Genomic DNA, 12,018 nt, shown 5'->3' with positions numbered 1-12,018 from the left:
GGCGAAGTTTGAACGAAGTTGGAGAAGCTGGTGGCTCGCGACAAGCAGAACGGCGGCAAGAAGGAAGCAACGACGGACGCGAAGGCGGACATGGACATCGGCCTCGACGCGGTCTCCGCCGACGAAGCCTCGGAGCAGAAGCAGACAACGGACCCGGCGGCCGCGCAGGCCGCCCCCGCCGACGCGGCGGCCGGCGCGCAGCAGAAGCCGCTGGACATCACCAAGCTCAAGGTCGAGAAGTCGTGCTCGCGCGGTCTCGCGAGCTGGCTGGCGACGAACCGCCTGTCGATGGCGATCACCTCCTACCAGTCGGGCCGTCTCTATCTGGTCGGCAGCGACCAGCAGGGCCGCGTGGCCTTCTTCGAGCGCATCTTCGAGCGCGCGATGGGCATCGTCGGCAACGCCCAGCGCATTTACCTCGGTGGCCTGTACCAGCTGTGGCGTTTCGAGAACGTCCTGCGCCCGAACGAGGTCATCCATGGCCAGTTCGACAAGTGCTACGTGCCGCGCAACGCGCAGACGATCGGCGACGTCGACATCCACGAACTCGGCATCTGCAGCAACGGCAAGGTCGTCTTCGTCAACACCAAGTATTCGTGCCTCGCCGAACTGAGCCAGACGCACAGCTTCAAGGCGATCTGGAAGCCGAAGTTCATCAGCAAGCTGGCCCCGGAGGACCGGTGCCACCTCAACGGCCTGGCGATGGTCGACGGGCGTCCGAAGTACGTCACCGCGGTCTGCAAGTCCGACACCGTCGACGGCTGGCGCGAGCGCCGACGCGACGGCGGCGTGGTGATCGACGTCGAGACCGACGAGATCGTCTGCGAAGGCCTTTCGATGCCGCATTCGCCGCGCTGGGCGAACGGCAAGCTGTGGGTGCTCAACGCCGGCACCGGCCACCTCGGCTGGGTCGACTTCGAGAAGAAGAAGTTCGTGCCGCTGTGTTTCTTCCCTGGCTTCGCCCGCGGCCTGTCGATCATCGGCGGCGTCGCCGCGGTCGGCCTGTCGAAGCCGCGCAACAAGCGTTTCGAGGGCCTGCAGCTCGACGAGGAGCTGAGCAAGCGCGACGCCGAGCCGTGGTGCGGCGTGCAGATCGTCTCGCTGGTCAACGGTGACGTGCTGAACTGGATCCGTTTCGACGGCGACATCACCGAGATCTTCGACATCTGCTTCCTGCCGCAGGTCCGCAATCCGATGCTGGTCGGGCTGCGCACGCCGGAGATCCGTGACCTGATCACCTTCGAGTCGGCGCTGCCGCAGCAGGAAGAGGTCGTCGCATGAAGGCGCTGACCTTCCTCGCCGCCAGCCTCGCGCTGGTCGCCGGCAGCGTCGGTGCCCAGGCACCGGCGGCTCCGGCGGCGCCCTCGCCCACCCCGCAGGCGGATGCCGCCTTCGCGAGGATGGACGCGAACCGCGACGGCACCCTGAGCCGGGACGAGTTCCGCGCCGGCTGGGTCGCGATGACGCGCACGCTGGCCGCGCGCCAGCGCCTGCGTCAGCAGTTCGACACCGTGGACGCGAACCGCGACGGCGGCATCGACGCGACGGAATACCGCAACCTGCTGCTGATCCGCGAGGCCGGCGCCGCTGCGCCGGCGCTGGCCGAGTTCGACGCCGACCGCGACGGCAAGCTGTCGTTCGGCGAATACATCGAGGTGGTCAGGAAACTGGCCCCCCGCAACGACGCCGCGGCCGATGCCGCGGCCGGCAACGACGATTGAGGAACAAGGACGTGAGCATCGAAATCATCCCGGTCTGGAAGAAGGTCGACGACGCACTCCGCGAGGAGCTGCTGGCGTTCTGGACCGAGAACAAGGCCATCTCCGATCCGGACATCGCCCGCCGCCGTGCGCCGCAGGCCGTCTGCATCAGCCGCAACGCCGAGGGCAGGATCACCGGTGTCGCCACCTGCGGCATCCGCGTGCTGCCGCGCCTGCGCCAGCCGATGTACTACTACCGCCATTTCTTCGCGCCGGAGATCCGCGGCCAGCATCTCACCAAGCCGTTCGCGAACAAGGTCAAGGAAGTGCTGCAGGACTACAACGCCGGCCTCGAGAAGCCGGAGGCGCTGGGCATCCTGGCCGAACTGCAGAGCAAGCAGCTCGACTCCGCCTATGCGCGTGCCTACCACCCGGACGTCGACTTCACCTTCATCGGGTACTCGCCGCGCGGGTCGCAACTGCTCGTGTCGTATTTCAAGGATGCCAGGCTGGGGCCACCCGCGCCGATCAAGCGCGCGGCGGCTCCCGCCGGGGGTAGCGGTGCGTGAACGGCGTCGGCCGTCCACGTCTGCCAATAGGGGGCGGTAGGTCCGCCGTCCGCATCATGCTGTTCGTCGGTCCGACCGGCCCCTGTGGGCCTGTCGTCACATCACTACGGGGAAATCCATGAAACTCCAGTCCAGCCTGTTGAGTGCCGCCATTCTGGGCGTGCTCGCCCTTTCCTCCGCCGCGGCCACGGCGGCCACCGACCAGGCGGCCGTCGCGCGCGCCCGCGCCGCGATCGACGCGGGGTCCCTGCCGGCCGTCGCGCGCCATGCCAATGACGCGTTCATCGCCAAGGATTCGAACGTCGACATGAACGGCACCGAGCACGTGCGCTTCCAGCGCACCTGGAACGGCATGCCGGTCATCGGCGGTGACTTCATCGTCCACAACCGCAACGGCCGCACCGAGGTCACCACGAACCTCGACACCAGCTTCCGTCCGTCGGCCACGCCGAAGCTGCGCCGTGACGAGGCCCTGGGCGTCGCCGGCGCCCGCTTCGGCACCCGCGCGACCGCCCCGGCCGATGCCCGTCTCGTGGTGTTCGCCGTCCGCCGCCAGCCGACGCTCGCCTGGGAAGTCGTCTACGAAGGCATCCGCGCCGACCAGACGCCGACCGAGATGCACTACTTCATCGACGCCAGCTCCGGCGAGGTGCTCGCCGCGTGGGACGCGGTCCACACCGCCACGCCCGGTCCGGACACCAGCACCTGCCCCGGCGGCGTCAGCGCCAACGGCAAGGGCAACACCCTGGGCGCCGGCCGCGTCAGCCTGCGCACCACCTCGTGCGCGAACGCCTACCAGCTGCGTGACCTGACCCGTGGCGGCGGTTCGACCACGAACATGCTGAACCGCACCACCGGCAACGGCACGATCTTCACCGACGCCGACAACCAGTGGGGCAGCGGCACGCTGTCCGACATGGCCACCATCGGCGCCGAGGCGCACTACGGCGTCGCCGCCACCTGGGACTGGTTCGCCTCGCGCTTCGGCCGCATGGGCATCGCCGACGACGGCCAGGGCGCCCTCGCCCGCGTCCACTACGGTCGCAACTACGCCAACGCGTTCTGGCGCGACAGCTGCTTCTGCATGACCTTCGGTGACGGCGACAACGGCGTCAGCGTCAATCCGCTGACGGCGCTGGACGTCGCCGCGCACGAGATGTCGCACGGTGTCACCAGCACCACCGCCGGCCTGATCTACAGCGACGAATCCGGCGGGCTGAACGAGGCCACCTCGGACATCTTCGCGGTCGCGGTCGAGTTCGCCGCCAAGAACGATGCAGACGCGGGCGACTGGATGATCGGCGAGAAGGTCTACGCCAACAACGACGGCACGGTGGCGTTGCGCTACATGTTCAAACCGAGCCTGGACGGGGCGTCCTACGACTGCTACGAGCCGGGCATGGGCCTCGATGACGTGCACTTCACCTCCGGCGTCGCCAACCACTTCTTCTACCTGCTGTCGGAAGGTGCGGTGGTGCCGGAAGGCTTCGGCCCGGGCACCTGGGCTGGCCTGACCCCCGAGGACATGGTCTGCAACGGCAACACCAACCTCGGCGGCCTCGGCGTGCAGACCGCCGCGCGCATCTGGTACTACGCGCTGGTGAACTACATGCTGCCGACCACCGACTACGCCGGTGCCCGGGCGGCCACGCTGCAGGCAGCGGCCGACCTGCATGGCGCCGGCTCCTCGGCGTACAAGAAGGTCGCCCGCGCGTGGGATGCGGTCGGCGTCACCGCCGACCTGTAATCGCGTCGTCGCGCCACACGTCGCCGGGGTCCCCGGCGACACCGGAGAGCCGGGCCGAAAGGCCCGGCTCTTTCTCTGCACGCAGGCCAGCGGCTGTGCCGCGCTCCCGGACCCGAGCCGCTTTCTGCGATAATCCCCGGGCTTGGCCCCGTAGCTCAGCTGGATAGAGCGTCCCCCTCCTAAGGGGAAGGTCGTACGTTCGAATCGTATCGGGGCCGCCACCTCAGGCCGCACTGGCCAGCGCTTCCGGAGCCCCAGAATGACCCACGCAGTCCTCTCCGCCCTTGGCCTGACCGGCCAGGAATCCGGCACTTATCTCGGCAACGGCGAGTGGTCCAAGACCCGCGACGCCGGCGTCATCGAGCCGGTCAACCCCGGCGACGGCGAAGTGCTCGGCAAGGTCTATGCCTCCTCGCAGGCCGACTACGATCTGATCCTCGAGCGCGCCCAGGCCGCGTTCAAGGTGTGGCGCACGACGCCGGCGCCGCGCCGCGGCGAGGCGATCCGCCTCTGCGCCGAGGCCCTGCGCACGCACAAGGACGCGCTCGGCTCGCTGGTCGCGCTGGAGATGGGCAAGTCGAAGCCGGAAGGCGACGGCGAAGTGCAGGAGATGATCGACATCGGCGAATTCGCCGTCGGCCTGTCGCGCCAGCTCTACGGCCTGACGATGCACTCCGAGCGCCCGGGCCACCGCATGTACGAGCAGTATCACCCGCTCGGCATCGTCGGCATCATCTCGGCCTTCAACTTCCCGGTCGCGGTCTGGGCCTGGAACTCCTTCGTCGCGGCGGTCTGCGGCGACATCAGCATCTGGAAGCCGTCGCCGAAGACCCCGCTGTCGGCGATCGCGTCGATGAAGATCTGCAACGAGGCGCTGGCCAGCGCCGGTTTCCCGGACATCTTCTTCCTGTTCAACGACGCCGGCACCGACCTCGCGCAGCAGTTCGTCGACGATCGCCGGATTCCGCTGATCAGCTTCACCGGCTCCACCCGCGTCGGCCGCACCGTCGGTGAGCGCGTCGCCCGTCGCATGGGCCGCAGCCTGCTCGAGCTCGGCGGCAACAACGCGATCATCGTCGACCCCACCGCCGACCTGAAGCTGGCGATTCCGGCCATCGTTTTCGGCGCAGTCGGCACCGCCGGCCAGCGCTGCACCACCACCCGCCGGCTGTTCGTGCACGAGTCCATCTACGAGGACGTGCTCGGCAAGCTGGTCACCGCCTACAAGCAGGTCGAGAAGAAGATCGGCGACCCGACCGACCCGGCCAACCTGATGGGCCCGCTGAACAGCAGCGACGGCGTCGACGCCTACCTCGACGCGATCGCGAAGGCGAAGGCCGCCGGCGGCACCGTCGTGACCGGCGGCGAGAAGCTCGACCGCCCGGGCAACTACGTGCTGCCGGCGATCGTCTCCGGCCTGAAGAACAGCGACGACATCGTGCAGCACGAGACCTTTGCGCCGATCCTGTACGTGATGCCCTACGCCGAGCTGGAAGACGCCATCGCGATGCAGAACGACGTGCCGCAGGGCCTGTCGTCGGCGATCTTCACCACCAACCTCAAGGCCGCGGAAGCCTTCCTGTCGGCCGCCGGCAGCGACTGCGGCATCGCCAACGTCAACATCGGCACCAGCGGCGCCGAGATCGGTGGCGCCTTCGGTGGCGAGAAGGAGACCGGCGGTGGCCGCGAATCCGGCTCCGACGCCTGGAAGGTCTACATGCGCCGGCAGACCAACACGATCAACTACTCCGACGCGCTGCCGCTGGCCCAGGGCATCAAGTTCGACCTCTGAGAGCCGACGATGACCACCGAGCCGCTGCCGCCGTCCACGCCGCCCGCCCCTCCGGTGGCGCCCGTCGCCCCGACCCCGGTGGCACCGGGCTATCGGCCGACGAGCACGCTCGCCGTGGTCAGCCTGGTCTGCGGCCTGATCGGCCTGGTCGGCTCGATGTTCGTCGCACCGATCATCGCCAGCGTCATCGCCGTGGTGACCGGCCACATGGCGCGCGCGGAGATCCGCCGCGCCGACGGCGCGATGGACGGCGACGGCCTGGCCGTCGGTGGCCTGGTCACCGGCTGGCTGATGATCGGCCTGTGCCTGCTGACCGTGCTGGTGTTCGTGCTGTTCCTCGGGGGCCTGGCGGCGCTGCTGGCGCTGGTCGGCATCGGCTCGCAGCTCTGACGGCAGCGCATGTACGGACTCGCCCGCCCCTTTCTGTTCGGCGTCGACGCCGAGCGCGCGCACGGCCTCGGTCTGGCCGCGCTCGAGGCCGCCTGGCGCACCGGCCTGAACCCGCTGCTGGCGCCGAAACCGCCGCCGCTGGTGACGCGCGCCTTCGGCCTCGAGTTCCCGAACCCGGTCGGCTGCGCCGCCGGGCTGGACAAGAACGGCGCCCACGTCGATGCGCTGCTCGGACTCGGCTTCGGTTTCGTCGAAGTCGGCACGGTCACGCCGAAACCGCAGGCCGGCAACCCGAAGCCGCGCATGTTCCGGCTCGCCGACCAGAACGCGGTGATCAACCGGCTCGGCTTCAACAATGAAGGCGTCGACGCGCTGGTGCGCAACGTCGGCCGCGCCCGCCGGCGTGGCGGCGGTCTCGTCGGCATCAACATCGGCAGGAACAAGGACACCCCGAACGAGCGCGCGCACGAGGACTACCTGTACTGCCTCGAGCGGGTGTATCCGCTGGCCGACTACGTCACCGTCAACATCTCGTCGCCGAATACCGCCGGCCTGCGCGAACTGCAGGAGGAGCAGGCGCTGCGCCAGCTCGTCGGCACGCTGCGCGAGGCGCAGGAAAGGCTGGGCGCGCAACATGGCAAGCGCGTGCCGATGCTGGTGAAGATCGCCCCCGACCTGAGCGACGACGACATCGAGGCCTGTGCGCGCGTGCTCGGCCAGCTCGGCGTCGACGGCGTGATCGCCACCAACACCACCATCGACCGCACCGTGATCGCCGGCCACAAGCTGGCCCACGAGACCGGCGGTCTTTCCGGGGCCCCGTTGTACGGCAAGTCGACCGCGGTGCTGCGCCGCCTGCGCGCACGCCTGGACCCGGCGATTCCGATGATCGGTGTCGGTGGCGTCCTCAGCGGCGCCGACGCCGCCGGCAAGGTCGCCGCGGGTGCGCTGATGGTGCAGATCTACACCGGCCTGGTGTTCCGCGGCCCGGCGCTGATCGCCGAGGCGGTGACCGCGATGAAGCGCCGCCGCGAGGGCGTCGCGTGAGCGGCTACCGGCTCGCCGAGGACGTCTCGCTGCAGGGCCGCAACACGTTCCGGGTGCCAGCGAAGGCGGCGATGATGGCCGACGTGGCGCGCGCCGAGGCGCTGGTCGAGCTGTTCGACTTCGCGATGCTGCGCGACGGCCCGGTGCTGGTGCTCGGCGAAGGCAGCAACCTGCTGTTCGCCGGCGATTTCCCGGGTGTGGCGATCTGCCTGACGATGGCCGGCATCCGCATCGTCGCCGACGACGGCGACAGCGCGGTCGTGCGCGCCGAGGCCGGCATGAACTGGAACGACCTCGTCGCCTGGACCCTGGCGCGTGGCCTCTGCGGGCTCGAGAACCTGGCGATGATCCCCGGTACCGTCGGCGCCGCGCCGATCCAGAACATCGGCGCCTACGGGGTCGAGGTCGGCGAATTCGTCGAGGCGGTCGAGGCCTTCCAGCGGGACACCGGCCAGGTCAAGCGCCTGGCCCGCGCCGACTGCGAACTCGGCTACCGCGACAGCCGCTTCAAGCGCGAAACCGACCGCTGGGTCGTCACCGCGCTGGAGCTGCGCCTGCCGCGCCGGCGCGCGCTGCGCCTGGACTACGCCGGCGTGCGCGAGGAACTCGCGGCGATCGGCGCGGGGGAGTCGCCGCGGCCGAGCCAGGTCGCCGAGGCGATCTCGCGCCTGCGCACCCGCAAGCTCCCGAACCCCGCCCTGCTCGGCAACGCCGGCAGCTTCTTCAAGAATCCGTTGGTGCCGGCGGCGACCGCCGCGGCGCTGAAGGCCGAACATCCGGCGCTGCCGGTGTACCCGGCCGGCGGGGACGAAGCCAAGCTGTCGGCCGCGTGGCTGATCGAGGCCTGCGGCTGGAAGGGTCACCGCGACGGCGACGCCGGCATCGCTGCCCAGCACGCCCTGGTCCTGGTGAACCACGGCAACGCCACCGGCCCGCAACTGCTGGACCTGGCGCGCCGCGTCGCCGCCTCGGTGCGCGAGCGCTTCGGCATCGCGCTGGAGCCGGAGCCGCGGATCATCGGCGCCCGCTTCGATCCCGACGCCGGCTGACCTGCCGGCATGGCCACCTCCACAGGCACGCCGTCGCCCGTCGGGCGGGCGATCGCGCTGATGGTCGCCGGCACCGTCAGCTTCGGCCTGATGGCGGTCGCGATCCGGCTGGCATCGGCGCAGCTGCACGCCTTCGAGATCGCCTTCTTCCGCGCTTTCTTCGGCCTGGCCTTCGTGCTGCCGCTGCTGCTGCGGCACGGTCCGGGCCTGATGCGCACGCGCCGACTGGGCTTCTACGTGATGCGCTGCGCGATCGGCATGGTGTCGATGCTGGCGGGATTCTGGGCGATCGTGCACCTGCCGCTGGCGCAGGCGGTCGCGATCTCCTACTCGACGCCGCTGTTCGTGACCCTCGGCGCCGTGGTCTTCCTCGGCGAGGTCGTGCGCGCGCGGCGCTGGACCGCCGTACTGATCGGCTTCGCCGGCGTGCTGGTGATCATGCGCCCCGGTGCGGCGTCCTTCAGCGCCGGCAGCCTGGTCGCGCTGCTGGCGGCGCTGGCCAGCGCGAACGCGGCGATCAGCATCAAGTTCCTGTCGCGCAGCGAGCATCCGGACGCGATCGTCATCTGGACGACCCTGCTGTGGGTGCCGATGGCGGCGCTGCCGGCGGTGCTCGTCTGGGTGACGCCGACCGGCATCACGTGGCTGTGGATCGTGCTCGCCGGTGCCCTGGGCAGCGGCGGCCACATGCTGTGGACGCGGGCGCTGAAGCTGGCCGACGCCTCGCTGCTGACGCCGATCAGCTTCCTGCAGATCCTCGTGGTCGGCGTGTTCGGCTGGTGGCTGTTCGACGAGGCGGTGGACCGCTGGACCTGCGCCGGTGCGGCGATCATCTTCGCCGCGAACATCTACATCGCCCGGCGCGAAACCCGGCTGGCACGCCACGCGGTGACCGACCGCGAGATCGGCGCCGACATCCCGACGCCGCCCTGAGGGTTCAGCGTCGCTCCAGCGCGGTCTGCTCGGCGATCAGTTCGAGCACGTGCGCCTCGCGGTCGTCGCGGGCGTCCGCGGGCTTCGCCAGCAGCGGCGCCAGGTAACGCTCCTCCAGCGCCTGCGCCTCGGCCGCGCGCCCCAGCCGGCGCAGTGCCCGCGCCGTCGCCGCGGCGGACGGCGTCACTTCGAGATCATCGCCGCCGTCGGCACCACCGCGCAGCGCCATCGCCTGCCGCAGCGGCACCAGCGCGGCTTCCGCCCGGCCCATCGCCAGCAGCGCCATCCCGTGTATCTGCACCGCCGAGATCGCCTGCGGATTGCGCTCGCCGAGCACCTCCAGCGCCAGCGGCGCCGCGTCGGCCAGCACGGCCGCCGCCTCGGCCGGGCGCCCGGCGCGATAGAGCGTCATGCCGTGGTTGGTGAGGATGAAGACGGTGTCCGGATGGCGGGGGCCGAGCAGGCGCGTGCGCCCCTCGATCACTTCCTCCTCGAGCGCCAGCGCCTCCGGGAAGCGCTCGCCGTCGCGGGCGATCACCGCCGCCAGGTTGAGCTTCGCGCGCAGGGTGTCGCGGGCGTCGCCGCCGAGGATGCGCTGGCGACCGGCGAGCACCGCCCGCCATTCGGCCTCGGCAGCCGCCGACTCGCCGACGGCGTTGAGGGTGTTCGCGTAATTGCCGCGTTCCGACAGCGTGGTCGGGTGCTCGCGGCCGAGCCGCCGCGTCTGCACCTCGACCAGACTGCGGTGCAGTTCGAGCGCGGACTCGTGGTCGCGGCCCATCGCCCGCAACACCGCCAGGTTCGACATCGTGCCGAGGGTATCCTCGTGCTCGGCGCCGAGCGCCGCCACGCGGCGGCTGTACAGGTCTTCGAAGACGGCCCGCGCTTCGGTCATCTCGCCGCGCCGGGCGAGGCTGATGCCGAGGTTGTTGGTCGCCTTCATCGCCAACGGGTCGCCGCTGCCGAGGGCTTCGGTGAGTCGCGTCGCGAGCGCCCGCTGCAGCTCGAGTGCCTGCTCGCGCTCGCCGACCAGGGCCAGGGCCAGGTGCCAGGCCATCTCGATTTCGAGCCGCACCGGATCGAGTTCATCCAGTCCGGCGGCATCGGCGCGCAGCTTGACGATCAGGTCAAGCGCCCCCTGGTAGTCGCCGGTCGACGACAGCGCCGACGCCTGGATGTGGCGGGCATGCAGGGTGGCCGGATCACCGGGGCCGAGCGCCCGTTCGCGGTAGTCGGCGACTTCGCGGGCGACTTCGACCGCCTTGTCGAAAACGGCCAGTTCAAGCTGCACCCGGGCGACGGACTCGCGCAGGTCGGCGGCGAGGTCCGGGCGGTCGGCGAAGTCGCGCTCGATCGCCACCAGCGCGTTCGCCAGCAGGTCACGGTCGATGAGCCGGCGAGCGAGGTCCGTCGGACTGCTCGCCGACAGCAGCGGCTCCAGGGTCGGTGCGAGGTCGGGGGCGTCGCGCTCGATCTGCTCGCGCAGGCCGGCGGCCAGGGTCGCGCCCATGCCCGGCAGGTCGATCCCCGCCAGCATCGACTGCTGGAACGCGGCGACCCGCTCGAGTTCGGCGCTGCGCTGTTCCGCGAGCGCACGCTGCTCCTCGGCGACGGCGCGGGCGGCATTGGCCTGCCGCAGGCCGTAGAGCGACAGGCCGAAGCCCACCAGTACCGCCAGCGCCACCGCGCTCGCCGCCGCGAACCCGAGCCGGTGCCGGCGCAGCCACTTGCGCGCGGTGTAGCCGCGGCTCGCCGGCACCGCCAGCAGCGGCCGGTCGTCCAGGAAGCGCCGCAGTTCGTCGGCCAGCGCCGCCGCCGACGCGTAACGCTCGGTCCGGTCGCGGCGCATCGCCTTCAACACGACCCAGTCGAGCTCGTCGCGCAGCAGGCGGCGCAGGCGCGGCCGGCTGAGGCCGAGCTGGTCGGCGCGCGCCTCGGCATTGCCCGGGGCCAGCGTTTCGATCTGCGCCGACGGCGGCGGCACGGTGGTGCCGGTGCCCGTGTGCACCACCCGCGAGGTGTCGGCGCCGACGCCCGGACGGCGGCCGGCGAGCAGTTCGTACAGCAGCACGCCGAGCGAATAGACGTCGCTGCGGGTGTCGACCTCGAGGCCGGGCTCGAGTCCCGCCTGCTCGGGACTCATGTAGTCCGGGGTACCGGCGCGTTCGAACTCGCCGGCATGCTCGCCGGCGGCGAGCGAGCGGCTGGCGGCGGTGGCGATGCCGAAATCGATGATCTTCGGCACCGGCCGGCCGTCGACCTCGGTGACGAGGATGTTGCCCGGCTTCAGGTCGCGATGGATCACGCCCTTCTGGTGCGCATGCTGGACGCCCTCGCAGACCCGCGCGAAAAGCTCCAGCCGCGCTTGCAGGCCGAGCCGGTGCTGCTCGCAGTACGTCGTGAGCGGGCTGCCCTCGATGAACTCCATCGCGAAGAACGGGAAGCCTTCGGGGGTCGCGCCGGCGTCGTAGACCTGGGCGATCGCCGGGTGCTTCATGTGCGCCAGCATCTGCCGCTCGACCTCGAAGTAGGCCAGGTGGCGGGCGTCGAGCCGGCGCGCGTTCATCAGCTTCAGCGCCACCGTGCGCCGCACCGGTTCGAGCTGTTCGGCGCGGTAGACCTCGCCCATGCCGCCGCGGCCCAGCAGGGCATCGATGCGATAGCGGCCCATGCGGGTGCCGTTGGCGAGCGAACCGCCTCCGCCGTCGTCACCCGCGGGCGCGGCACCGGCCCGGGCCGGCAGGCCCTCGGTCGGCGCCAGGTCGTCGCTGTCGCCTGCTCTCGTCATGCG

General features: G+C 70.7%; 10 protein-coding genes and 1 tRNA gene. 10 read left to right on the top strand and 1 reads right to left on the bottom strand.

Features of this window, described 5'->3' with window-relative positions; all coding sequences use genetic code 11:
- Positions 1-30: 30 nt before the first annotated feature.
- The 10 genes from K311_RS14785 to K311_RS14775 all read left to right on the top strand — a co-directional run bounded on the left by K311_RS14785 (position 31) and on the right by K311_RS14775 (position 9,227).
- Positions 31-1,281: a TIGR03032 family protein gene (locus K311_RS14785; protein ID WP_245570613.1), complete on the top strand. Its 1,251-nt coding sequence runs from the start codon at positions 31-33 to the stop codon at positions 1,279-1,281.
- Positions 1,278-1,721, top strand: a complete 444-nt coding sequence (locus K311_RS17355) for an EF-hand domain-containing protein (protein ID WP_051239367.1) — start codon at positions 1,278-1,280, stop codon at positions 1,719-1,721. Before K311_RS14785 ends, K311_RS17355 begins: the two co-directional genes overlap by 4 nt.
- 11 nt (positions 1,722-1,732) lie before the next feature.
- On the top strand, positions 1,733-2,269 hold the full coding sequence (locus K311_RS0101690) for a hypothetical protein (protein ID WP_026815881.1): 537 nt from the start codon (positions 1,733-1,735) through the stop codon (positions 2,267-2,269).
- Positions 2,270-2,387: 118 nt separating this feature from the next.
- Positions 2,388-4,016 (top strand): M4 family metallopeptidase, encoded by a 1,629-nt coding sequence (locus K311_RS0101685; protein WP_043797505.1) that lies wholly within the window; start codon positions 2,388-2,390, stop codon positions 4,014-4,016.
- A 144-nt stretch (positions 4,017-4,160) separates the two neighbouring features.
- Positions 4,161-4,237 (top strand) — tRNA-Arg (locus K311_RS0101680).
- A gap of 38 nt (positions 4,238-4,275) precedes the next feature.
- Entirely contained in the window at positions 4,276-5,808 is a 1,533-nt protein-coding gene (gene amaB / locus K311_RS0101675) for an L-piperidine-6-carboxylate dehydrogenase (protein ID WP_026815879.1), read from the top strand.
- Positions 5,809-5,817: 9 nt separating this feature from the next.
- Positions 5,818-6,198, top strand: coding sequence for a DUF4190 domain-containing protein (locus K311_RS0101670; RefSeq protein ID WP_081683219.1), 381 nt, complete (start codon positions 5,818-5,820; stop codon positions 6,196-6,198).
- Between the two features lie 9 nt (positions 6,199-6,207).
- Positions 6,208-7,245 carry a quinone-dependent dihydroorotate dehydrogenase gene (locus K311_RS0101665; protein WP_026815877.1) on the top strand — a complete coding sequence of 346 codons (1,038 nt, stop codon included), beginning with the start codon at positions 6,208-6,210 and terminating at the stop codon, positions 7,243-7,245.
- Positions 7,242-8,294 carry a UDP-N-acetylmuramate dehydrogenase gene (gene murB / locus K311_RS0101660; RefSeq protein WP_026815876.1) on the top strand — a complete coding sequence of 351 codons (1,053 nt, stop codon included), beginning with the start codon at positions 7,242-7,244 and terminating at the stop codon, positions 8,292-8,294. Before K311_RS0101665 ends, murB begins: the two co-directional genes overlap by 4 nt.
- 9 nt (positions 8,295-8,303) lie before the next feature.
- The gene (locus tag K311_RS14775; RefSeq protein WP_051239366.1) at positions 8,304-9,227 is read left to right on the top strand and encodes a DMT family transporter; all 924 of its coding nucleotides are present in this window, start codon (positions 8,304-8,306) and stop codon (positions 9,225-9,227) included.
- A gap of 4 nt (positions 9,228-9,231) precedes the next feature.
- Here K311_RS14775 and K311_RS0101650 read toward each other — a convergent pair whose 3' ends face one another.
- The gene (locus K311_RS0101650) at positions 9,232-12,015 is read right to left on the bottom strand and encodes a serine/threonine-protein kinase (protein ID WP_026815875.1); all 2,784 of its coding nucleotides are present in this window, start codon (positions 12,013-12,015) and stop codon (positions 9,232-9,234) included.
- Positions 12,016-12,018: the final 3 nt, after the last annotated feature.

It is taken from the genome of Arenimonas composti TR7-09 = DSM 18010, from assembly GCF_000426365.1.
GTDB lineage: Bacteria > Pseudomonadota > Gammaproteobacteria > Xanthomonadales > Xanthomonadaceae > Arenimonas > Arenimonas composti.
This window is presented reverse-complemented; position numbering and strand designations above follow the sequence as displayed.

Bases quoted from the DNA above. Each gene is read 5' to 3' on its own strand.
- K311_RS17355 (WP_051239367.1), top strand. From the start codon at position 1,278: ATGAAGGCGCTGACCTTCCTCGCCGCCAGCCTCGCGCTGGTCGCCGGC.
- K311_RS0101685 (WP_043797505.1), top strand. From the start codon at position 2,388: ATGAAACTCCAGTCCAGCCTGTTGAGTGCCGCCATTCTGGGCGTGCTC.
- amaB (WP_026815879.1), top strand. From the start codon at position 4,276: ATGACCCACGCAGTCCTCTCCGCCCTTGGCCTGACCGGCCAGGAATCC.
- K311_RS0101670 (WP_081683219.1), top strand. From the start codon at position 5,818: ATGACCACCGAGCCGCTGCCGCCGTCCACGCCGCCCGCCCCTCCGGTG.
- K311_RS0101665 (WP_026815877.1), top strand. From the start codon at position 6,208: ATGTACGGACTCGCCCGCCCCTTTCTGTTCGGCGTCGACGCCGAGCGC.
- K311_RS14775 (WP_051239366.1), top strand. From the start codon at position 8,304: ATGGCCACCTCCACAGGCACGCCGTCGCCCGTCGGGCGGGCGATCGCG.
- K311_RS0101650 (WP_026815875.1), bottom strand. From the start codon at position 12,015: ATGACGAGAGCAGGCGACAGCGACGACCTGGCGCCGACCGAGGGCCTG.